Below are 23570 nucleotides of genomic sequence, written 5' to 3' on the forward strand. Positions count from 1 at the left end.
AGCATTAATTCTATTAGTTTTGCCAGCATTCCGAATTCAAACAATCAATTGATTATAGAAAAACTCAATAGGCATGGCATTAAGAACTTTTGTAAAAGTAAGCGGTATAAATAACCTGAGCGATGCTCGCTATTGTGCAGGCATGGAAGTAAATCAGCTTGGATTTGAAATTGAAGAGAGTGCATCTAATTACACTGATATTCAGAAATATAAAGAAATTACTGAATGGCTTTCTGGTGTAGAATATGTAGGTGAAATATCCTCAGCCAATAGTGTTATAAAAGCGGTAATTGAAGGTTATCAGCTGGACGCCATCCAAGTTGAACATATTGAACAGATTAACGAAGCATTAGAAACTGGATTGGCAGTAAGCTTTTTAGCCCATGATATGGATTTGGTAAAAGCGGCCTGGGAAACTTCAGGTAAAAAATTGGCTTATATACTTCTCGATGCTTCTGAGATTGACCAAGCCATGCTTAATACTTTATCCAAAGATATTCCAATAGTTTTGGCCTCTGGGTTTACAGCAGAAACCGTAACAGAATTAGCCAAAAGTGACCTAAAAGGAATTGCCATTCAGGGAGGAAGTGAAATAAGACCCGGCTATAAAGACTTTGATGAAATGGCCGATATTTTGGAAACCCTTGAGATTGATGACCTTGCCGATGAGTAGTTTCCTTTACTAAACGCTAAAGAACTTTTTCTATATTGGCTTCAAATAATAATCAGACCATGAAAAAGTTCTTACTCGTTGCCCTGTTTTCTTTAAGCTTTTTAGGCTGTATTGCTCAAACCAATACGGAAGCGACTACTTTTATTTTAGTGCGCCATGCAGAAAAAGGAACGGATGACCCACGCGATCCATCATTAAATGAAGAAGGTAAGCTAAGGGCTGAAAAACTACACCGCATGCTATCTTCGGCTGAAGTTGCGGCTATTTATTCATCACCTTATAAAAGAACCAGAGAAACAGTTGTTCCCCTAGCCTCCCAACTCGGACTTGAAATTCAGGAGTACAACCCGAGTAAAAATAGTTTTGCTGATGATATAGTAAAGAACTACAAAGGAAAAACGGTTTTAGTGTCAGGTCATTCTAACACTGTTCCTGGTTTAGCGAATTACCTTTTGGGTGAAAAGAAATTTGAACAGCTGGATGAAAGTGAATACAGTAAAATATTCATTGTTACAGTTAATGAAATAGGAAAAGCCAGCGTAATGGTTCTGAATTATTAATTGCCTTTGCTTTTTGCCTCAATAGATTTTACCTGACGCAGGTAAATTAGCCCAATGAGCGAGCTAAACAGCGTGATTAGGAAAAATAGCGAGGCAAAAGCTAATGCCGCATTCTTATCTAAGTTGAAAAGATCTGGAGCAGCACCCAAAACCATTATACCTTCTCTTACACCAAGTCCACCGGGTAATGATATTGGAAATGCAGCAGCTACAGAGGAAGTTAAAAATAGCGTGAAGTAGTCTAAATAACCATCAGCAACGCTCAGGCTTTTCAGCATAAAAAATGCACATAGCACTTGCAGTATTTGCGAAACCAACGACTGTAAATTGGTAATATGGTTTACTTTTTTAAAGGTTGGAAAAAGAAAATAAACCAGAAGGTAATAGCATGGATAAGCGACAAACAATCCCACCCAAATGAGAAATCCGTAGCCTTGCATTAAGCTATATGCCTCTCCGCCAATAAGGGCCATAAGAAAAGTTAAGAAACCAAGTGCTACTACTCCGCTGATACGATCGAGCAGTGTGGCTGCAATTAAGCCTTTAACGGGTGATTTAAAACGTTTATTGAGCAAGTACACTTTATAGCCATCTCCCCCAATTCCTCCGGGGAAAACCTGATTATAGAGCATTCCCACATAATATAGCTTGAGGTTAAATTGGGCATTTAAATCAAGTTGAATGGCCTGAAAGAAATGATTGAGCCTAAATGCCGCTATTAGTTTGGATAAATTAAATGCTAAAACGGCCAAAACAAGCCAGCCAATATCCACCCCTAAAAGTCGGTTTTTATACTCTTCTAAGTCGATTTCGCCAATTACAAAGTAAATAGCAACTACGGCTATCACCAATTGGGCGGCTAGCTTAAGCCATTTATTACGCTTCTGCTTGTCCAACAAAGACTTCTTTTAAACGATAGACTTTCTTGTCTTGCGACTCATAATAAGTACGCATCATCAGTTCGGCAATAATTCCTACTGTAATGAACTGTATACCACCAAGTAATAGAATGGCTCCTAATAGCAATAATGGCCTGCCCCAAATATCTTCACCATAACCAAACTTTACCACTAAAAGGTAAATATTGATCATCATTCCTATGGCAAAGGTTAAAATTCCTAAACCTCCAAAAAGGTGCATGGGTTTTCTGAAGTACTTTTGGAAGAAGATCATTAGCATCAAATCGGCCATTACTTTAAATGTTCGATTGATACCGTATTTAGATTCTCCGTGAATTCGTGCGTGATGATTCACATTCACCTCGGTCATTTTAGCACCTTGAAGTTTGGCTAAAACTGGAATGAAACGGTGTAATTCACCATAAAGACCAAGGTTTTTGGCGATGTCTTTTTTATAAATTCTTAATGAACAACCATAATCTGAAAGACGAACGTCTGTCAGATTTCGGATCATCCAGTTGGCTATTTTACTCGGAAACTTACGCAACACAAAGCCATCTTGACGGTTGGCACGCACACCAGCCACCACATCAAATTCGCCTTCTTCTAGTTTAGCAAGCATGGTAGGAATATCGGCAGGGTCGTTTTGAAGGTCACCATCCATGGTTACGATGTATTCGCCTTGTGCCATATCAATACCAGCAGACATGGCGGTACTTTGCCCATGGTTCTTATTGAAAATCAAAAGCTTGGTGCGATTGTTTGCAAAAGATTTGATGTTTTTTACGGTATCATCAGTAGAACCGTCATCTACTAAAATTAACTCGTAATCAATGCCTTCTAGGGCTTCGTATTCTTTCTGACAAAGGGGAATAACGTTGTCTTCTTCGTTGTAAACCGTAACAACTACCGATAGCTTCATAGTGTATTTTTCTGCTTGCAAAATAAATGCTTTCAATCTTGAATACCTAACAGGACGTTAAGAGACTGAAAATGGTTCAAATCCATTCCTGATCGTTGTGCGTGCGCTCATGCTGCACTTCACCGGTATGTTGTGTTGCGGCAGGTTCGAAAAGCATCACCCAAACCTCTTCTCCGTTTTCTGTTCGTGGGTTGTGCTCTACTCCTTTCGGAACAATAATCATTTCTCCTTCTTTAATCGTTTCCGTTCTATCTCTAAATTCCATGATCAAAGTGCCCTTCCACACCAAAAACATTTCGTCTTCATTTTCATGGCTGTGCCAAACAAAATCATCCTTCAGTTTGGCCAATTTAACTAATTGACCATTGAGCTCTCCTATTATTTTGGGGGTCCAATGGGCTGAAAACTTGGAAAACTTCTCTGAAATATTGGCTTTAGTATTTTCCATAAGTTGATAGTGGCTTTTTAGGCCCTTTCTAGTGAGTAAATTTTTATCAGTTCATGCTTACCTCTCAATTCTTCTTCGCCAAGCAATTCTGGCTTAAAACCTGTCTGATGACGGATTTTATTATAGTAGCATTCTGAAACCAATAAAAGGCGATCGTATTGATTACATTTCTCTTGTATCCGAGATGTGATATTCATGGTATCTCCATGATAAGCGATTTCTCTTTTGATTTCACCGACTTCAGCCACACTAACTTCACCCTCGTTGATGCCCGCTTTAAAAACAGGCACAAGTCCGTATTTGGCCATATAATTGGCTTCACGTTTTTTTAGTTGATCTTGAAAAGCCCAAAAAGCCTTTAAACAAACTAAGTAGTCCATCGAAGGAGTCGACTTCCAGCTCAAAACCACTTCATCGCCTACATACTGGTAGACTTCAGCACCATATTCATGAATGGCTTGTAAATCGAAAAAACAATCCTGTATAAACTGACTGTAGCGAATATGCCCAAGAGTTTCGGCTATTGTGGTAGAACTCTTGAGGTCGATAAACATAAACACTCGGTTTTCTACGCGGGGAGTATAAAAATCACCTCTCAGTAATTTCCATAAATTACCATCGCCCAACGAGAGGTTGATTTGCCTTAACAAGGCCATAATAAAATTGACAAAGATGGAGTAAAAAAAGGCCAAAATTGCTGAAGGGTTGCTTATAAATTGCCAAAAATCGATTGGTTCATTAAAGCCAAGTGTAAATTTGATCATGAAATAAGCCATTATAAACATAATAGACATTATGACCACGTTGCTCACTAGCCCAAAGAGCTCTAATCTCCACAGAGGAATCCTTCGATATAAATAGCGCTCAATTTTAATTTGAGTTAAGCCAAACATAATACCAGCCAAAGGCCCAAAGATAATTACTAAGCGTAAAGCTTGTGCTGGTTCAGCAGTAGTAGGAACATGTAACGTTACACCATAGCTACGCATTATTACCCAAAAAATAATAGCTATGATCCAACCAATGATGTAATCTCGTAATATCCTTAGGTTTCTTTTCTTCATGCGAACTGTTAATGCGGCCCTAAGTTAAATCAGATATATTTAATGGCAATTTTTGAGTCAATCGAAATCTCCAGACTGGTAGAGAACTTAAGTAATGTTTGGAGCTTACGGAATTTATAGTGAATAAATCCAATATTGATTGCACATTTTTTTAAAGTAAAGTATTAGAACGAATATTTAATATCTTTGGCCCATGCCTCAAAGCTACAAAAGGTATAATTTGAAGACACCACTTTCGTTTAGCGTTTTGCTCTGTTTTTTCATTTTTGCTTGCTCAACACCAGAGGTTTCAAACACGGTAACCTTAGAGGTAAAGCATATAGAATTACAAAGCCCCAATGACATCCTTCCGCTGAAAGATTCACTAGTGGCTCCCCTATTGTATTCTCACATCAAGGGCATAGATACACTTGATGTGATTGAGAAAAAGAATAAGTTTATTTCTGCAGTTCTGCCTGCGGTTTTAGTAGCAAAATATAGAATTGAACAAAACAGAAATAAGGTAAAGAACTTACTCAAAAAAGAAAACTGGAGCGAACAGGACAGTACTTTCTATAAGCAACTTTGCACAGATTTTGGTACTGATAACCAAACGGTATTACTGAACCGAATGGTAACCCACCCCAACAGTATTATTTTAGCACAAGCCATAATAGAAAGTGGCTGGGGAAGTTCAAGGGTTTTTCAAGAGGCCAATAACATGTTTGGAATCTGGTCATATAGCCCAAATGAACCCAGAATAGCAGCTAAGTTTCAAAGAGATGGAGAAACTATTTACTTGCGTAAATACGAAGATTTTGCAGATTCTATTGAAGATTATTTAAAGACAGTTGCAAGAGTGAATGCTTATCGTGAATTTAGAGCAGCAAGACTTGTTACTTCAGACCCATATAAACTAATTTCCCATCTGTCTCATTATTCTGAGAGGCGCGAAGAGTATGTAATAGAACTCTCTGCTATGATTCGGTTTAATGAACTAACCAAGTTCGATAATTATATAATCGATCCTTCTTACATCAATTTAAGCGGCAGTATTCAATGAAATACCTTTTAACCTCAGCCTTACTTTTAATAAACACCCTAAGCATTTTAGCACAAGCAAGCATTAAACACGAAGTTACTTCTTTGGTGTATCACAGGTTTGGTGACGACCGATTTCCATCTACAAATATTGCTACTGAAACTTTTGAAGAGCATTTAAAATTTTTAAAAGCCCAAGGTTATACTTCTCTCACCATTTCCGAGGTGGTAGACGAAGTGAATGACAGCACAGCTGCGAAACGAAAGTTGGTAGCCATTACTATTGACGATGGTTACAAAAGTTTTTACGAAAATGGACTTCCATTACTCAAGAAATATGGTTTTAAAGCCACTCTGTTTGTAAACACTAAATCAATAGGTTATACCGATTACATGTCGTGGGAAGATATTCGCGAAGCACAAAAAGCAGGCGTTGAAATTGGAAACCACAGCCACAGCCATCCTTTCTTTTTAAGCGTTTCTGAACGAACACGAAATAGCTTTTTCAAAAGCGAAGTGCAGGAGAGTCAAAACCTGATGAAAACCAATCTCAACTTTACACCTAAAGTTTTTGCCTACCCTTATGGTGAACATGACGAAGAAATGAAGATTGCATTATCTGAAATGGGCTTTAAAGGTGCTGTTGCCCAGAATTCTGGAGTAATAACTGAATATTCCGATGTGTTTCAGTTTCCGAGGTTTCCCATGTCGGAGTCTTACGGAGATGTAGATCAGTTTAAAGACAAGATGAAAATGAAAGGATTAGCGGTAACCAATGCCGAAGCCATTTCTACGGGTTATAGTGGCAGTACCGAAAAGCCTAAAATACTTATCGAATTTAAAGAGAATGGCCTTTTTGTGGAATCCATGCAATGCTTTGTGCAAGGCAGTAAATGCGCTAAATCCATGAGAATTACGCGTGACGGAAATGTAGCTCTATCCATTCGTCCGCAAACAGATTTAAAAGCCCGAAGAACTTTATTCACCATTACCATTCCGGATTCTAATGGCAACTGGCATTGGTATAGTTTCTTGTGGGTCATTCCTGAAATTCAGTAACTTAAGTAGCAAATCAAACTTTCGCTATGGGGTTTTAGTTCTAATGTAAGGTGTTCCTAAACTATTGAATTATGTTAACCAGAATATGTCCTAAACTTCCAATGCGCATGAAGAGCGTGACTCAGGATTTCTATATTTCAAAATTGGGTTTTAACGAATTTGGAAATTATGAAGGCTACCTAATGGTAAAAAAGGATGATATTGAAATCCATTTTTTCGAGTTTAAGGAATTGGAGCCATCAGAAAATTACGGTCAGGTTTATATCCGAACCAATGATATTGATGGCCTTTATCAGTCTTTTGTAGACAACAACATTGAAATACATCCTGCAGGACATTTGCAATTAAAACCTTGGGGACAAAAAGAGTTTGCCATCCTTGATCCTGACAACAATTTGCTCACTTTTGGTCAATCAATTTAGGTTTTGTAGCTAATCATTGCCCAATGCCTCTAACAACTTTCCGTTTGCTGAATGTTCATTGAATTTATTAAACTCTAAAAAATAATTCCCCGGATCGAAGCCAACAAACCCTGAGTATTTACCTTCTTTATCGTTAGAGATACTATTCTCCCTCAGCTCAAAAGCTTTATGACCTTGCACATAGTTAAACCAACCTTCTAGGTCGTTTACCATAAAGCCTACGTTTACCGCTTTGTCCTTAGCATAAGAATGCATTCCCCTGCTCACATCTACCAAACCTATATAACTATCATCAGTAGTCCTATAAATCTTTGTCCATACCTGATCAGCGGCCAATTCAAAGCCCATTACATTTTCATAAAAATTCTGAAGTGGCAATAAGTCTTTGTAGTACAGCCAAGTAACTGAAGCATGAAAAGCCAAGGCTGTTTCATTATGTTTTGCTGAGGTCAATACATCATTGGTTTTAGCCAAATAAGGCACAAAGTTTTCATTCTCTTGGTGTTGTTTAAATAATTCAAATTCAAGCAAATAACCTTCTGGATCAACGGCAACAAATCCATCGTGAGGACCTCCCTCCTTTGGTTTATAAGTATACTTTATCTCTACTTTTTTCTCTTGCAAATAATCATACCATTCAGCCAACTGACGGGTAAGAAAAGCCACTGCCACAGACTTGGGTTCATCAGCAGAGTGCATTCCCTTGGCGGCATCAACCAGCGTAAGATATGACGAGTTTGAAATCTTTAATAAGTTTGCGTTATCGCATTCGGCCATAAGCGCCAAACCCATTACTTCAGTATAAAATTCAGTGGCCTTTTTTAAATCTTTGTAATACAGAAATACATTACTGGCTTTTACGCCAAAATCAGAAAGTCTTTTGTAATCAGTATTGGAAGCAATTTTATTGTTAATTCCCTTTGCCGAGTAACCCAGTAAGCGTCCAAGTCTTCTGGCAATTTCTTGCCTTTCTGCTCCTTCATATAAACCCGATTTTTCTAGCTTTTCTCTGTCTTCCTTTAATTGTATATAGGCATCATAGCTGTTGCCTTTATACAAAATGAGCACTTCTTTTCCTTCTGCTATTTCGCTATCAAATAAGTCAGTTTTTATCAGGTCAGCCTCTCGAACTAGCTTTACCCCATACTGATCGGCTATGGCTTTGGCCTTGGGCATAAACGCTTCCATATCCTCAATCGTCATCGGTTCGCTGAAAGCAATTTGCTTTGCACCACTATCGACCATTTCTGCAAATGCGGTTAAACTGCCCAATTCGCTACTCCATTTTTCGGGCTTATTACAGCCCATTAAGCAGTTTATTATCAATATTATAGCTAATGACTTAATTCTCATTTTAATATTATTTAGAAAACAAAGGTGGATGCTTTTCGTCAAAATCCGTCACATTTTGATACGCTCTGGCCAAGCCTAAAATCACCCCCTCATCGTATAAATTCCCAATTAAGGTAACACTAGTAGGTCGATTTCTTTGGTCGAAACCTGTAGGAATTGTCACTACAGGGTGTCCCGTTAGGTTAGTAGTTAGCAATTGGCTACCGCGAGAAGTTTGCGAAATGATTACATCATATTGCATAAAAAGGGCATTTACTTCTTCAATCAATTGTCTTCTCTGGCGGTTGGCCTGTAAGTATTCCACAGCGGGAATAAAGCGGGCTTGTCGTAACGAATTGGCCCTTGAGCCTCTTGTCTGCTCTACCATAAAATCTACTTCACCCGAGCGCACTAGATCATCGAAAAAGGCACCTGCTTCGGAACGCAAAATAATATCAAAAACATTGAAGGGATAATCTGAAGGAAGTTCGATGGCTGTGGGCGTAATTCCCATATCTTTAAATACAGCCAATGCCGACCTGATGTTATTTCCGGTAGCAGAAGAGTCTCGATCAATATCTCTTTTTAAATAAGCTACTTTAAGCTCGCTTGGCTTTTTGGTTGAACGATTAAAAGGTGCTGTGTTGGTTGTAGGATCTTTCGGGTCCTTGCCATAAATGGCGTCAAATACAATTTCGCAATCTTCAGCCGAACGACACATAGGGCCGATTTTATCCATCGACCAGCTTAAGCTCATTACGCCATAGCGGCTCACCCTTCCGTAAGTAGGTCGTAAACCGGTAATTCCGTTTCTAGACGAAGGTGAAGTAATCGACCCTAAAGTTTCTGTGCCTAAAGAAAAAGCCACTAAACCTGCTGCAGTGGCCGAACCTGGCCCCGCAGACGATCCGCTTGCTCCTTGGCTTAAGTCCCAAGGGTTTTTGGTTTTTCCTCCAAACCAAACATCTCCCCTGGCCAATGAACCCGACACCAGTTTTGCAATTAGCACCGCTCCTTGGGCTTCTAGTTGTTTAACTACGCTAGAAGTGTAATCGATCATTTGATGCTCATAAGGAGCCGCTCCCCAAGTGGTTGGATAACCTTCAACAGCCATCAAGTCTTTCACACCATAAGGAATGCCATGCAACATTCCTTTGTAGTTTCCTGCCGCAATTTCCTGATCTGCTTTTTTGGCTTGGGCCATTCCCAATTCTTCCGTTAGGTTGATTACGCTTTGAAGCTGGCCATCATAGCGCTTAATTCGGTCGATGTAGAGTTTGGTAAGTTCTACGGAAGTAATCTTTCTATTCTTTAACAGCGAAGCCAATTGCGGAATACTATAAAAGGCCATTTCCTCTTTATTGACAGGCAATTCTACGTTATCAGGAATAACAAATGGAGCGTTTACTTGAGCTTTTGGAATTTCAAAACCTGCAGGGTGCGGATCGAAAGTCATGGCAGGGAAAGTTTCGTTATGGGTTTCGTACTTCCTCAAGGTGTCATAGCCGCGCTTATTTCTACCCAAATACTGATACATGGTATCGATGGCATCTTTCCCGAAATTCATACCCATTAGCTTCTGCCCGCTTCGAATGTCCCTTTTTGTAAAACCATATTCATTGGTTTTACAGGCAGTGGAAAAGGCCAGAACAAAGCAGGTGGCCAAGATGATCGAGAATTGCTTATTCATAATATTTAGGTTAGAGGTTTTGTAATTGAATGTACAAGATGAAAGCTCAATAAAAAGTAAAAATAGGACGAGACACATTTTGCACGTTATTACAATAACCGAAATTCGGCAGTGATTTATAAGAGCAATTTACATCAGTGGAAAATATTATTTGGTGCACTATGTTCTCGCTATCAATAGAACATTTTTAATGTGAACAACGGAAACTGATCAATTCAACCTTTACTTATATAAAAAAATAATGGACTTCTCTTTCCGGGAAGTCCATTGTAGTCATAAATACATCTGTCTTGATTATTCCGTTCTCAAAGCCTTTACCGGGTTCGATTTGGCTGCTCTAATGGCATGATAACTAATTACCAGTGTGGTTAAGGCAAAAGCCAAAATGCCGCTTAGTAAAAACATGTCCACTCCTATATTGATTTGGTAGGCAAAGTCTTTAAGCCAATTGCTCATTAAATACCAGGTAAGCGGCACCGACAATACAATAGCGATAATCAGCTGCCAAGAGAAATCACTGAACAACATAGCAAATATTTTAATGGGTGAAGCGCCCAAGATTTTCCGGATTCCAATCTCTTTTACTTTCGTATTCACAATCAGAATAGTAAGGCCCAATAGCCCAATGCTGGCAATCAGTATACTTAAAACTGTAGCAATACCTACAATTTTATTTACCCTTGCTTCATCCTGATACATCAGACGCAACTTTTCATCTATGAAATCGAACCTCAATTCTTCGTTAGGGAAAGTGGAAGCCCAAGCTTGATCTAAGATAGATTTCACTTCCAAAAGGCTTGCTCCATTATACTTGAAAACCAATTTTGGAGTAGGCGAATCAGAGATACTAACATCGTTAATGCCAGAGAATATGAGTTGATCGTTTTGCGTAATCACCAAGGGTCTCACTGAACTATGCAGCGACTCAAAATTGAAATCTTCGGTAACGCCAATTATGGTGTGATTACCGAATTCTTCACCGGGTATTTTCTTTCCAATGGGTTCGGTTAAACCGAAATAGTCAACTGCCGCTTGATTAAGAATAACAGACTCTCTCTTGTCTAAATCCAGCGCAGGGTCAAAGTCTCTGCCTTCTTTTATTTGTATGTCAAAGCTGGAAATATAATAAGGGTCTACCACTAGCAAATTGAACTGCTTAAAGGCATCATTTTTATCATTAAAACCCACTTTCATCCATCCATTCGAACCAAAAATATGGCTTCCCATGGCTACATCCGATACATCAGGGTTGGCCTCCAACTTAGTTTTCAATAACTGACCATTCTTAAAACCTGATGTAAAATTATCGCCTAACCCCTGCCCCTCAGGATCTGGATATAAAGCCACCGACACCATGGCCTCACGGTTAAAGCCCAAATCTTCGTTCTGAATATAATTGAGCTGTTTTTTCATAATCAAAGTACTCGAAATCAGAAATACCGTGAGCAATAGCTGAAAAACCAAAAGTGATTTACGCAAAACGTTTTTTCCGCCCATGCTAGATTGACCACCCCTCAGTACATTGGTTAATTTAAGACTGGAAAGCACCAAAGCAGGATAAGCGCCCGTAGCCAAACCAATGCCCAAAGCCATTACAAAATACACCCAAAGCGACTCGAAATCAAAGGGCATTACCAAATTTGTATTGGCCAAATTGTTGAAAAACGGCAAGAGCAAATAGGCCACCACCAATCCAATCGTCATGGCAATAAAAGTAATTAGAACACTTTCTGATAAATACTGCCAAACCAAACCTGATTTCTGTGCGCCCACTACTTTTCTTACCCCAACTTCTTTGGCGCGCTTCATAGACTGCCCCATAGAAAGCGTGGTGTAGTTAATGCAAGCAATAAGTAGCACTAACAAGCCAATGGCTCCGAGTACATACACATATTTAGGATTACCCACGGGCATATTTCCCAAAGGGAAGTCAGGGTTTAAGTGGATGTCGGTGAGGGCTTGCAAGCCCAAAGTATATTCGCCTTCTTCCATCCTATCACCCAATACCGTTTTTATCATTGCAGGAAGTTTTTCTTCAACCGCTTTCAATGTAGAATTCTCTTTTACTAGCACAAATGTCTCTGGCGAAACATGAAACCAAGCTTGTAAAGCCCGTTTTTCGTACAGTAGCTCATCATTTGCATTCGAGATCATCATGTCAAAACTAAAGCCTGTATTCTTGGGCAAGTCTTGCATAATGGCCGACACATTGAATATTCTATTTTCTCCATTCATGAGTATGGAAATTGGTTCACCAATGGGCGTTTTGTTGCCAAAATACTTGGTCGCATAAGCCTCGCTAATTACGATGGAAGTTCTATCTGCCAATGGCTTTTCCTGATTTCCCATAACAATAGGAAATGTAAACATCTCGAAGAATTCCGGACTGGCTATGGCAATAGGCTCGTTGATTCTTGCGCCTTCTTCGCCTACCAAAAAGTTATTGCGGTTGTATTGCACCACTATTTCTATATCGGGAATGTGATCTTCCAGCGCCTTTTCTAAAGGAAGTGGCGAGTTGGTGTAAAAAAACTGTTGGTCGCCACCGTAATCTTCTAAAGTCCAGGTGCGGTAAATTCTATCTCCTTTTTCATGAAATTGATCGAAGCTGAGTTCTCGCTTTACATAAAGTGAAATAAGCAAAAAGCAAGCAATGCCAATTGAGATTCCAGTTACATTTAAAAGGGTATTTACCTTCTGCCGCCAAAGTACCCTTGCGGCAATTTTAAAGTTGTTGCGTGTCATTGTTACAATATTTGAGTTGAACCTTGTTGTTTTCTTGATATTGGACCATTTAAAAAAGCGCAGCACATTCCAGGCATAGCGCCAATTGGCACTTCGTTTTCCATGCACCCGATAGTTGACATGATAGATTTCTTCTAGGTCACCACTGATTTCTTCCAGAAATTCTTCCTTGCAGAAGAAAGTGAGGAAGCGAAACACCCAGCGTGGTGGCCTTATGAATTGTTGTTCTTTCATTAACTGCTGAATGAGATGTTGGGAATGCGGTTGTACAAGCTCATGCGCTGTTCTTGCACTTCGTCCAATGCCTTTTTACCAAAGGCAGTGAGTTCGAAAATGCGCTTTCTGCGGCCTCCCCTTTCATTAGTAGACCCGCCCATTTCAGATTTAACAAAACCCTTTTCATCTAACCGCCTTAAGGCAGAATGAATGGCACTGATATTTACCGATCGACCTGTCTCTTTGGCAATCTCATCCATAATGCCTACCCCATAGGCTTCTGGATAAAGGGCGCCTACGGTAAGCAGCACCAGTTCTTCAAATTCTCCGAGGTATGTTCCTTTCATGTGTATGGCTACGATTTGATTACTTACACAAATATAAAAGAAATATATCTTTCACTTATGTACAACTAATTAATATTGATACTGTAGTGAACTGTGGAATGGGTGTATTGGAATGTGAGGAAAAGTATTTAAGTGTGGAAGTATTGAGGTGTTGAGGTGTTGGAGTGTGGATGTATTGAAGTCGAAACCTTTGATAATTGCTTTTTGGTATTTGTTGTTTAGAAATGGACAGCCCTAATATTGCTACTACCCTAGTTGTCTTATTTGATTATGCTCTTCAGTATAGGCACACTTTTAATAATTATTGGCGCAGTCGTTTTAGCGAGAAGGAAAAGAGCTTAGATGGTCAAAAACAATAGAAGCGACTAATTAATCATCAGTTGAACGAGCAAGCCAATAAAAATAGCGAGCGTAAAGCTTAACAGCGTCCCGATTAATATGTACTCTGTCTTCTTTTGTTCTTTACCTTTCTTTAAATCTCCAAATCGAAAAACTGATTTTGCTGCTAATAAAAAGCCTATAGGTTCCCATTGGTTGAAAATGATAAAGGTTAAAATGAGTAGTCGTTCTATTATGCCAATCCATTTGCCTGCATCTTTTAGGCTTTCTTGGTTTTGTTTATCGCTTAATTGCTCTTGCCATGATTTGGTGAGGTAGCCAATCAGTACACCTGAAGGAAGAGCTACTATAATGTATGCAATAGCGATTATGAGGAACGTTGAATGAAATTCAAAGGAACTTAGATCAATCATTGCTGCGAATGGTTTTGGTATTAACAGCATCCATAGCAAGATAATGCTGATAAAGTGAGCAAATTGATCACCTAGATAAATCCACATGTTATCTTTCTTAATACTGATTTTTATCCAATCAATAATACCATGCGCAATTGCCATGGCCATTGGTGCCCACCAATTCGCCCAGTCGGCTATAAAGAGATAAGTCAACACCGCTACGATGACTAGGTGCCACCTGAATTGGGAAGACCTTGGGCCTTTTTCCCTCTTGCCTTTGACCATGCCGTTGGTTTGAAAAACAAAATCGGCCAAGAGGTGAGCTATTATTAACCTAAGGAGTATTGCTATTTCTGGTGAGTCCATTGTTGTGTCTGAGTTTCAAACCGTTTGATATAGGGCATCAATGCATCTATTCTACTGATGTCTAAACTTTTACTTACAGCTACCTGTGTTTTTCCTAGTCTATCTCCTATCTCTTTTTGTGTGATGCCTTGGTAGAGCAGGTTTAGGTAAACTGCATTGGCTTGAGCGGTTGTCCATCTTGCAACAATTGCTTCAACCATGGGTAAAACTGCTTTAAGCTCATTGTCTTGTTGCTCTTCACCAGTAACAATTGTTATCTCTTTATTCTTTTCTTTCATACTGTCTAAACTCCTACCCGACCTGGTAAAAGGTGCTCCACTTAGCTCGCGTAGCTGATTGTATTCAGGGTAATGCTCCAGCTTACCTATGCCCATAGCCATTCGAGCGTCCCATTGTATGGTTTGATTATTCCTTTCTGTCTGTTGTCTTTTTAGCCCTGCTTTTATTAAAAGGAGCATCAATAAACCTTGCTCAGGCTTTTTAGAAATGGCTTGAAAACTATCTCCCCTATAAACATCAATTAGGAATTGTTGATCTATTTGATCTCTTATGTCATTCGCTATTCGGTGTAAAACCTCTCTGAAATCACCTTCTATATCCGTAGACCTAATAATATCACCCGTAATAACAGCAGCAACTATCTTCATAGCCTTGAATTTATAACCTTCTTACGTTATAAACAAAGAATATAACCTTTAAAGGTTCTAAACAAGTAATAGAACCTCTAGCGGTTTTATTTACTCAGCTTCTTGTATCTCTATTATATTGATCTGACCTGTAATTGCTGCTGTAATTAAGGTTTCCGCCCTAGCAGACGAATGGTTATTTGAAGCCGCTGGCATTGCCGACTTTGTGGTCATCCAGCGCAATATGTCCTATTTGATTATGCTCTTCAGTATAGGCACACTTTTAATAATTATTGGCGCGGTGCTTTTGGCGAGGAGGAAAAGGGGTTAACCTTAAACAAACTCATCAGACTTATTGGGGTGGTCAGGCGAGTAACTTTTTCTAGCTTTTACATTTGCAGTGGAATTGATCGTTTATATTTATTCCAGTTAATCCGTTGTTGTTAACAAATCCGATGTAAAGCCCCCCGGTTCCTTGAATAATCAGAAGCAGAAAGGGTTCGTTTAAGTTGTTTCGTTTATACTGATCAAAGATCATCTTTAGATCAACCCCAGATGGTTTAGGGTGCTTTTCAGGGTGCGTATGCCATTCTCCAAGATAGATTGTCTTTTTTTTACTATTCGTAAACTCGTAATCAATGATACTCTGAGCAACTTTCTTGTTTCTTATAAAAGAAGTGCGACTTGATCTATCCCGAATTGAAGGCGTAGATACCTTCATAATGTAAACTCTATTGTTCTTTACCTGACCTAAAAGTACACCTCCAGCTTCTGGAGATTTACGGTCAGTCTGCTTGTAATTCCCCATTATCTCCAAAACGGAATCCAAAATGTAAATCTGGTATTCTTCAATCTGAATTTCCATCATCACCTAGCAAATTATAATTTATTGAACCTTCTATTAATCCCTTTCCATAATCTGATGCTTGAAGATTGAAATTATTCAAAATAGTTTTATCCCCAACCCAAGTAAAAGACTTGGCATTCGGCTCACCATTCGCAATGATTTTTGAAATATGTGGATAAAGAGCACCTAAAAAACTCAATACTTGATCAGCCGAATAAGGGGTGAAATTAGTTTGACATCCAGCCTCCTTCGATGAGAGAGCGGGATTACTCGATAGATACTCTGTACTACTAATAACGTTGAATTTAAACAGACCATTCTCATCGAATAGGCTACCATAATTGTTATGATTTGGTGTAATGTAAACACAATGCCCACCAACCAGATATGGTTCAACCCAAACAAACAGGATCGGGATTTTTATAATGTTTTCTGCTAGTTTACTTGCTATCCATTTCTCAATATTTTCTTCACCAATACATACGATCAAAAGGTTTGATTCATTTACATACTCAGGCTCATTTTCAACAACTCTGTGTATCGAAACATCTCTAGCAGTTACTTCTCTCGTTGGATTATTTTCTTTCAAAAAACCTTCTAAACCAAAAGCCTTGTTCTTATTCAAATAATCAAAGCCTAAGAAGTGTCTGCCGAGGTTTTCAACTTTTAGAATTTCTTTATCGATTAGACGAAACTCTGCACTTGGATGACTTTTTAGAAAATGAATGAGGTTCGACCCTATGCTCCCTACACCTGCAATTGAATAAATAATGGAGTTTACGGTTTTAGAATTCCGCCCCGAACTCCTTTTCTGCAACCTTGTTGAATTGAATAATTCTGGGCTGATTCTCTTTACCGGCTCACTATATTGAAAGGTAGAAAATGCTTGGAATGCCGTCAGTGAGCCTGACCGAAATCCATTTCGATTAAGCTTAGGGCGATTGTGTGACCAACCAAAATACCTCTGTTCGCTACTTAACAGTTTTGAGAACATAATAAGTTTAGGGTACTCCTGGCTATTCAGAAAAGCTTTATATGCATCGAAACTCTCAGGAGTCTCCTTTTTGACCAATTCAATTACATCCTTATTGGTTAGGTCGAATGGTGGGGTAAATTCACCTGTAAGGTTTCCAAGAAAGAAGGCCTGAGATTCTTTGAATTTTCTGCCGTGATTATTAAGAAAGGCCTTAAACCTTCTGGCAATACCCTCTTCCTGATGAATCACGTAAGATATTCTATTCGCAGGATTTTCTAACGAGATTAGTTTAATATTCGGGTTCAATGGTACTTCTACTAATAGGAGAAGATTTGTGAGGACTGTGTCTTTATTAGAATATTCGCCCTCCCAATATGCTGCAAACTCATCGTCAAAGTCGGGTTTGTTGGTGCCATTAATACCTTCTTCAATGATCCTCTTGGCTTTCCGTAAAGTTTCAATTACGACTTCTCCAGGAAGGTCAGGGTCAGGCTGCGCTTGATTGTCATAAGTGCAAACCAAGCGACTTACATCAACATGAGGAATGTATTTGATGCCTTCATAATCATCAGTTCCTAATATCACCTTTGGAAGTGATAGCGGAAAATCTGGAAGGAATATGAGATTCAACTTTACGTCTTGCTGCATCACATCTGGACCAGTAACTTCTGTAGAAACCTCCCATATATCTAATTTAGAACCAGGTAGAACTTTCTGCGCTTCCTTTTCAGAAAGAATTCGAACATTCTCTATGCGGCTTAGACTTTCATAAGCTACTTTCTTTGCCTCTTCATGACTAATCATGCACTCCTTGAATTGTTACTTTTTATCACCGGAGATGCTAAATAGGTCTTAGCTCCTTCAATTTCATCTTTTGCCAAATGAGTCGGAAACCGACTTCCCAAATGTTTTTGCCATTTTAGACTAGCGTCCTTTTGGTTGGGGTTTTCAAGCGCCTGATTCGCACTAGTAATAAAACTGTTAAGTACATTTCGGAAGTACTCCTTCTTTTCATCTGAATAGCCTCTAAATAAATCCTCACCTTTTGGAGTAGTAGGCCGGGGACATTTAAAACCGTTAAGTTCTAGCCAATTTTTAATGTTGACCAAAGTGTCGCGCAAGGCTACATCATCCCGATCACCTCCAGCAAAATTTGAATCAGAGCCCGCCAGTATTGTCATTACTACTCCTGGTGGCATATCTCCTTTCAAATGATCACCCCATGCTTTTAGGTACCGTACGATTCTCCGAAGCTGATGATCTGCCTTTCTTCGGTCATTTAACCACTCTTTATATTCTTCTTCAAAGAACTTGCTTTCCAAAATAAATTCAGCCTTAAATCCGGATTGAACCAAGTCTTCAAACCAAACTATGAATTCGATGGGGTTGCTTGTGTACCATCCATCTTTAGTATCAGCAAGGTCTGGTTCCTTGACGTTTATTGCATAATATATAGGAAGATCTACATGATAGTTGAAATCTCCGTTGACACCCTTATATTTCACCCTGACACACGTACTTCGGTCTTCTATCTCCTCAATTGTATTCTTACTTTCTCCTTTCTTGATGGACTGTATCACAAATTCATGAAAGGCTTCAGGATCAGGTCTGCTGTAACGGTCTCGACTACCCATAAAATAAACACCGTCATCAATATCGTATTCGTCTTCTTTTCTACTAGGATTGATGATCGTATCCATCACATAGGAACCTTGACTCTGAAACTCCATCTCCTCTTCGATGGTTATATTCAGACCTTCTAGCAGTAGCTGTTTCTCTTGTTTCAGTTCTCTAAATCCTCCTTTTATTCTGGATCTAAGATCATCTCGTCTCACTTTTAACAGGCCTCTCCTATCCCCATCAAGCTTAATCTCCCTATTGTACTCTTCAAATAAATTATGTGTGTTCGCCATTTTTAAAAATCATGTTGTTCGTTCTTACTTACCCATTTCAAATCGATGAATTTTCCTTTAGTGCTATATGGAAGTCTTTCTGTAAAATATCTCCCAGACAATACCTTGTCATTTGTACCGATCACCTTAATTATTTCGGTTCCGTAATGTGGAGGAAAACCTTGTTCCTGACTACCTTGATTTAGATATGAGTAAATCAGGTTGAAGTGTTTGTCACCGTTGGTTTTCTCAACATACATGCCTTGACTTTCGGAAAGTGAAGATGGCGAGCCATCAGTCTTTATTGTGAATGATACAACGGAGATTTTGCTACCTGTCTGATGGATGATCTTAACATGCTTCAAAACACCCTTCTTCACTTGACAATTCTCATCACGGAATTCATACTCTAATTGGCCTTCATATCTTCCTGAGAAATCATCAACCCAAAACATCCATGAAAAAAATTTGGTGTTCCAAAGCCACTTATCAATAACATACAGCAAACCTGTTATTACCGAAACTATGGAAATTGAAAGACCCCAGTAGTCCTTGGCTAAATACAGTACTACTGCCAGTATTGCTAGAAGAGTTACGAGAACTCCAGATTTATAATATTTGAAGTACCCGTTATTCATACGAGTTGTAAAAAAATGAAAAAGTACTTTCACCTCCTACTTTAATAGTATGTTGTGTCAAATTCATGAGCTGTTGATATCAGTAATAGTGCCAATCTATGGTTAACATGAGAATTACAGATTTTCATGACACAATTTCAGTGACATCTAGAATAATGTTGCATAAAAACCATTTTTTACCAAATATGTCAGAATTACTGACAGCGGCTATTCACAGATGACATATTTCAGTCTTAACTAGAAAGGATTTGTGTTACGGCTTTTATAGGCATGGGTACTTACTTCAATATACCTCCCAGTCGCCCCATAAAAAACGGCCATTTCGTTGACGAAAAACTGGTGAAACTCTTTCTCACATAAAAGTAGCCTCCATTGCCACTTCGTATTTAGGCTTTCCATCTGATCTTACATCAAATCACTTACTTACCAACTTTCTAAAAGGATTTGTCTCGTGGTTTTTATAAGCATGGGCGCTTACGGCAATGGTCAGTACTACAATCCAAAAAACAGCCGTCCATTGTATGCTCGGCATTTCGCCCCAATGTCTTACAGCTATGGCGGTGATGGCCCAGATGTCTACCACAGCAAACTCACGCATATTGCGGGTATAGACCATAAAAAGGTTAAGTAGTCCGGCCACAGAAATCATAATTAGGGTCCATGTGAGTTCACCAAAAACAGCTTCCCAACCTATTTTAGCCAAATAAGCGGCAATGTTGGCAATGGTAGCCACGGCTATCCAGCCACTATAGGCGCAGATGGGCCACCAAACCCAAGCAATTACTTTTAAAGGGGCATCCCAGCGCTCCATGTTTAACCTCAGAATAATCTGAACCAGGGAAAACAAGATCAAAAACATTACCATCACGCTGATGCCTGTTTGTTCATTCAACCAAAACCACAGCCATGCCGCATTACCAAAGTTGGCAATGATCAGCCAAGGGCCAATTTTTAAGATGCTGTCACAGTAGTCTGAGTTGGTAAAGGCCAGTTTAATCTGATGGATCCCCAAAACGATAAGGCCAATAAAGATGATCCCCCAAATGGAAAAAGCATAACCTGCAGGCGTAAATAGGTTGACATACTCAGCACTTAAGCCCCCTACCGTATTTCCATTGATGCCCGCAGTATTGCTCCAGTAGTTCCAAAAAATAACAGCAAAGATGACTAGGGTATTGAGGATGGCGTAGGTCTTTTTCATTTGATGGTTTTTTCTGTTTTGAACTCCAAACCCATAATTGATCGCGCTTGTTTAAAAATGGCATTACCATTATGGAAACGGGTTAAGGCTCCTACCTACTCGTCACCCCATAAAAAACGGCCATTTCGTTAACAAAAAGCTGGTGGAACTCATTGCTGATATAGAAGTAGCCACCATCGCCCCAATCAGTTCCCCACGAGTTTTTCAGGATAAAGCCATCGCTATCAAAACCTACAATTACTACTTCGTGTCCGCCATAAGCTTTTGGGTTTGGGTCGGTGCGTACTACTTTCAGTTCGCCTTTATGAATTTTCGGCAGTAGTTCATCGCCATACAGCCGCTTAGCTGCGTCCATAGTGATATTCGAGCTAATGCCCTTAATGGCAAAGCCCGAGCCTTCCAGCCTTAGCCTATCTTCTGGCTTTCCAGAATTATTCTGCCATTGCGGAGCATACACCGTATACCCCACGGGTATGGCTTTGTGGCCTTGGAGTAGCAATTGACGAATCAGATTAATATCTCTTCGCTCTTCCACACTAAAAACCTTCGATTGATTTTCGCCTACAAAAACTTTGGCTTTCGGAACATACTGCGCCATTAAAGAAACCGGCCCAATATCGCCTTCTAAAATCACTTTCCTCAGGTTAGAATCAAAGTCAGACCATTCTGTATAAATGGGGCTGTAAGGCAATTCATATTCGTTGATGAGTCCGTATTTGGCCAAACCAATGGCATAATTGGCTACAAAATCGCCAGCGGTAATATTGCCTTCCCCCATGTCCCATTCTACCATTTTACGAATGCCATAAATGTATTTTTCACTGATGTCTTTCGGGGCGCCTGGTAAAATTTCTAAAGCCGCAGCCACGGCAAAAGCAGTGCAAGTACCTCGGTAGCCTTGATTTTTTACAGGCGACTGATAGGAGCGATAATCGATTTTCAATTGCTGTGCCTTGGAAGTTTCAATTCCACCCCAAAAGAGAAGAGCAATACCAAAAAAATTGAACAGTGTTTTCATAAAAGTAATTTTTACTGAATCTATTAGATAATTCGGTTATTTCAAACTTTATTCATCTTGTCATGATAATTCAGTAATGCAGAAGCGATTGAATTTTTATAATCTTGCACTTGAAAGTATTTCGATTTTATGAAGAAGATTTTATTACTAGCCGCACTATTTATTTTCAGCGGCCATACGCTTAAAGACGAAACCGTTTTTTGGGGGCAAATTGGGCACCGTGCCGTAGGTCATATTGCTGATGGCATGTTAACAAAAAAGGCGCAGAAGCATGTAAAACGAGTTTTGGGCAATGAAACCCTGGCCGTTGTTAGTACTTGGATGGACGATATTAAATCGGACCGTTCGTACAGCTATGCCAACCCTTGGCATTATTGCACCATTCCTGATGGAATGACTTACGAAACCGCTCCTACTCAGGAAGGTGGTGATGTAGTTTGGGCCATTGAAAAAATAATTAGGGAATTGAAAGCGGGTGGTCTTACGCCTGAGCAAGAAGCGACTAACCTTAAATTCCTTGTGCACCTTGTGGGCGATATTCACCAACCGATGCACGTGGGCAATGGAAAAGACAGAGGCGGAAATGACACTAAAGTGGAATGGTTTGGCAGCAACACCAACTTACACAGCGTTTGGGACAGCCGTATGATTGAGGGCAAACAATACAGCTATACCGAGTTTGCGGATGTGGTAAACCACCCTACCAAAGCGCAGGTTAAAGAATGGCAATCGGCTACGGTTCGTGATTGGGCAATGGAATCAATGAGCTACCGCGATAAGATTTATGATATTCCTGAAAATGGAAGGTTGAGTTACGAATACTCTTATAAGTACTTCGATATTCTAGAACTTAGAATTGCCCAAGCGGGAGTTCGTTTGGCAGGCATTATAAATGATATTTATAAGTAAGCCAATCACATTCTTATTGTGTTCCGTCCCAAAATAGGTTGACGGTTTTTAAATAATTTATGTTGAACCCTTGGGGCTAGCCTCAAGGGTTTTGTTGTGTATAGGGAGGGCTACTTGATAATCAAGCCCTATGCATAGCAAGCACTTCTCTACTTAGGTTTTGGAGCTGAATTTTGAAGAATGGAAAGCTCAGCGTGGTGGCCTGTCATGTCTGCTATTTGGTAACAAATGTTACTCACTTTTAAATTAGAAATGTGTCTATTTACTTCGGGCTGCGTTAGCAGATTTTTTTCAACTTGATGAGACATTAAATTACATGAAACAGAAAAACATATTTTTGGCCTTAGGCCTATTATTTACAGCTATGTTATCAGCATTGGGCTGTAATAGTAAAAGCGATGTTAGCACAGAAGAGACTCAAAACTCGACCGATCAACCCACAGAGGTTATGGCGAATATTGATGCCGCTAACCTGCTTACAACAGTTTGTTATGCCTGTCATAACCCAAAAAGTGGGTCGCATGATGAAATGCTCGCTCCGCCCCTCGTTGGTGTAAAACAGCATTACTTAAATGCTACTGAAGGTCGTGACGGTTTTGTGGAACGCATGGCTGCATTCGTTATGAATCCGAATGAAGAATCTGCATTGATGAAGGGACCTATAAGACGGTTTGGATTAATGCCTAAGCCGCCAGTAACTGATGAGCAAATTAAGGCGATTGTTGCTTTTATTTATGATAATGAGCTTGCAGCTCCTGATTGGTTTGCGAAGCACGAAGAAAATATGCATGGCACGGATAAGAATTAAAGAAATAGCCAACTAATAGCTATTTCTTTAATTCTAGGATCTTTTTTTGTTACCAAAGTGAGCGTCTATCGCGGTTTCGTTTTTACTCAACTTCAAGCTTAAAAGAGGTTTATAAAGTGAATTATGTACTTGAACAGTCCAATAAATACCGTGACCTA

The 23570-nt window shown here is 39.4% G+C and carries 23 protein-coding genes; 7 read left to right on the forward strand and 16 right to left on the reverse strand.

What is annotated here, in order from left to right:
- Positions 1-73 precede the first annotated feature (73 nt).
- The gene (gene trpF / locus AWW67_RS12165; RefSeq protein ID WP_062302067.1) at positions 74-673 is read left to right on the forward strand and encodes a phosphoribosylanthranilate isomerase; all 600 of its coding nucleotides are present in this window, start codon (positions 74-76) and stop codon (positions 671-673) included.
- 59 nt (positions 674-732) lie between these two features.
- On the forward strand, positions 733-1233 hold the full coding sequence (locus AWW67_RS12170) for a SixA phosphatase family protein (protein ID WP_062302069.1): 501 nt from the start codon (positions 733-735) through the stop codon (positions 1231-1233).
- Here AWW67_RS12170 and AWW67_RS12175 read toward each other — a convergent pair.
- The 4 genes from AWW67_RS12175 to AWW67_RS12190 form a co-directional block, all read right to left on the reverse strand.
- Entirely contained in the window at positions 1230-2129 is a 900-nt protein-coding gene (locus tag AWW67_RS12175; RefSeq protein ID WP_062302070.1) for a lysylphosphatidylglycerol synthase transmembrane domain-containing protein, read from the reverse strand. The genes AWW67_RS12170 and AWW67_RS12175 overlap by 4 nt on opposite strands.
- Positions 2110-3054, reverse strand: a complete 945-nt coding sequence (locus AWW67_RS12180) for a glycosyltransferase family 2 protein (RefSeq protein WP_053222719.1) — start codon at positions 3052-3054, stop codon at positions 2110-2112. Before AWW67_RS12180 ends, AWW67_RS12175 begins: the two co-directional genes overlap by 20 nt.
- 76 nt (positions 3055-3130) lie before the next feature.
- Positions 3131-3502, reverse strand: a complete 372-nt coding sequence (locus AWW67_RS12185) for a cupin domain-containing protein (protein WP_053222617.1) — start codon at positions 3500-3502, stop codon at positions 3131-3133.
- Positions 3503-3519: 17 nt separating this feature from the next.
- Complete coding sequence (locus tag AWW67_RS12190; protein WP_062302072.1) at positions 3520-4566, reverse strand: adenylate/guanylate cyclase domain-containing protein; 1047 nt, start codon at positions 4564-4566, stop codon at positions 3520-3522.
- A gap of 220 nt (positions 4567-4786) precedes the next feature.
- On the opposite strand from AWW67_RS12190, the gene AWW67_RS12195 reads away from it, so the two are divergent.
- The 3 genes from AWW67_RS12195 (at position 4787) to AWW67_RS12205 (ending at position 7067) form a co-directional block, all read left to right on the forward strand.
- On the forward strand, positions 4787-5608 hold the full coding sequence (locus tag AWW67_RS12195; RefSeq protein WP_176700048.1) for a glucosaminidase domain-containing protein: 822 nt from the start codon (positions 4787-4789) through the stop codon (positions 5606-5608).
- On the forward strand, positions 5605-6645 hold the full coding sequence (locus tag AWW67_RS12200) for a polysaccharide deacetylase family protein (protein WP_062302075.1): 1041 nt from the start codon (positions 5605-5607) through the stop codon (positions 6643-6645). The genes AWW67_RS12195 and AWW67_RS12200 overlap by 4 nt, the downstream gene beginning before the upstream one ends.
- Before the next feature lie 71 nt (positions 6646-6716).
- Complete coding sequence (locus AWW67_RS12205) at positions 6717-7067, forward strand: bleomycin resistance protein (RefSeq protein ID WP_062302076.1); 351 nt, start codon at positions 6717-6719, stop codon at positions 7065-7067.
- 9 nt (positions 7068-7076) lie between these two features.
- Here AWW67_RS12205 and AWW67_RS12210 read toward each other — a convergent pair whose 3' ends face one another.
- The 12 genes from AWW67_RS12210 to AWW67_RS12265 form a co-directional block, all read right to left on the reverse strand.
- The gene (locus AWW67_RS12210; RefSeq protein ID WP_071387126.1) at positions 7077-8420 is read right to left on the reverse strand and encodes a VOC family protein; all 1344 of its coding nucleotides are present in this window, start codon (positions 8418-8420) and stop codon (positions 7077-7079) included.
- A 7-nt stretch (positions 8421-8427) separates the two neighbouring features.
- Positions 8428-10089 (reverse strand): amidase, encoded by a 1662-nt coding sequence (locus AWW67_RS12215; RefSeq protein ID WP_062302079.1) that lies wholly within the window; start codon positions 10087-10089, stop codon positions 8428-8430.
- Positions 10090-10383: 294 nt separating this feature from the next.
- A complete protein-coding gene (locus AWW67_RS12220) occupies positions 10384-13068 on the reverse strand; it encodes an ABC transporter permease (protein ID WP_062302080.1) in 2685 nt (894 codons plus the stop codon).
- A complete protein-coding gene (locus AWW67_RS12225; protein ID WP_053222624.1) occupies positions 13068-13397 on the reverse strand; it encodes a PadR family transcriptional regulator in 330 nt (109 codons plus the stop codon). The genes AWW67_RS12220 and AWW67_RS12225 overlap by 1 nt, the downstream gene beginning before the upstream one ends.
- A gap of 365 nt (positions 13398-13762) precedes the next feature.
- Positions 13763-14497 (reverse strand): DUF3307 domain-containing protein, encoded by a 735-nt coding sequence (locus AWW67_RS12230; RefSeq protein WP_062302082.1) that lies wholly within the window; start codon positions 14495-14497, stop codon positions 13763-13765.
- On the reverse strand, positions 14479-15144 hold the full coding sequence (locus AWW67_RS12235) for a hypothetical protein (RefSeq protein ID WP_062302083.1): 666 nt from the start codon (positions 15142-15144) through the stop codon (positions 14479-14481). Before AWW67_RS12235 ends, AWW67_RS12230 begins: the two co-directional genes overlap by 19 nt.
- Before the next feature lie 361 nt (positions 15145-15505).
- Positions 15506-15991, reverse strand: coding sequence for a Mov34/MPN/PAD-1 family protein (locus AWW67_RS12240; protein WP_062302085.1), 486 nt, complete (start codon positions 15989-15991; stop codon positions 15506-15508).
- Positions 15972-17750 (reverse strand): E2/UBC family protein, encoded by a 1779-nt coding sequence (locus AWW67_RS12245; RefSeq protein WP_062302086.1) that lies wholly within the window; start codon positions 17748-17750, stop codon positions 15972-15974. Before AWW67_RS12245 ends, AWW67_RS12240 begins: the two co-directional genes overlap by 20 nt.
- Positions 17747-18859 carry a cyclic GMP-AMP synthase DncV-like nucleotidyltransferase gene (locus tag AWW67_RS12250; RefSeq protein ID WP_062302088.1) on the reverse strand — a complete coding sequence of 371 codons (1113 nt, stop codon included), beginning with the start codon at positions 18857-18859 and terminating at the stop codon, positions 17747-17749. Before AWW67_RS12250 ends, AWW67_RS12245 begins: the two co-directional genes overlap by 4 nt.
- Before the next feature lie 2 nt (positions 18860-18861).
- Positions 18862-19476, reverse strand: coding sequence for a Cap15 family cyclic dinucleotide receptor domain-containing protein (locus AWW67_RS12255; RefSeq protein WP_062302089.1), 615 nt, complete (start codon positions 19474-19476; stop codon positions 18862-18864).
- Between the two features lie 415 nt (positions 19477-19891).
- Positions 19892-20677 (reverse strand): TspO-related membrane protein, encoded by a 786-nt coding sequence (locus tag AWW67_RS12260; protein WP_062302090.1) that lies wholly within the window; start codon positions 20675-20677, stop codon positions 19892-19894.
- 91 nt (positions 20678-20768) lie between these two features.
- Positions 20769-21695 carry a C1 family peptidase gene (locus AWW67_RS12265; protein ID WP_062302092.1) on the reverse strand — a complete coding sequence of 309 codons (927 nt, stop codon included), beginning with the start codon at positions 21693-21695 and terminating at the stop codon, positions 20769-20771.
- A 129-nt stretch (positions 21696-21824) separates the two neighbouring features.
- Between AWW67_RS12265 and AWW67_RS12270 the strand changes: the two genes are divergently transcribed.
- Together AWW67_RS12270 and AWW67_RS12275 are read left to right on the forward strand one after the other, a co-directional pair.
- Positions 21825-22604: a S1/P1 nuclease gene (locus AWW67_RS12270; RefSeq protein ID WP_062302094.1), complete on the forward strand. Its 780-nt coding sequence runs from the start codon at positions 21825-21827 to the stop codon at positions 22602-22604.
- Positions 22605-22920: 316 nt separating this feature from the next.
- Complete coding sequence (locus AWW67_RS12275) at positions 22921-23412, forward strand: c-type cytochrome (protein WP_062302095.1); 492 nt, start codon at positions 22921-22923, stop codon at positions 23410-23412.
- Positions 23413-23570 lie beyond the last annotated feature (158 nt).

The organism is Roseivirga seohaensis, assembly GCF_001592945.1.
Classification (GTDB): Bacteria; Bacteroidota; Bacteroidia; order Cytophagales; family Cyclobacteriaceae; genus Roseivirga; species Roseivirga seohaensis.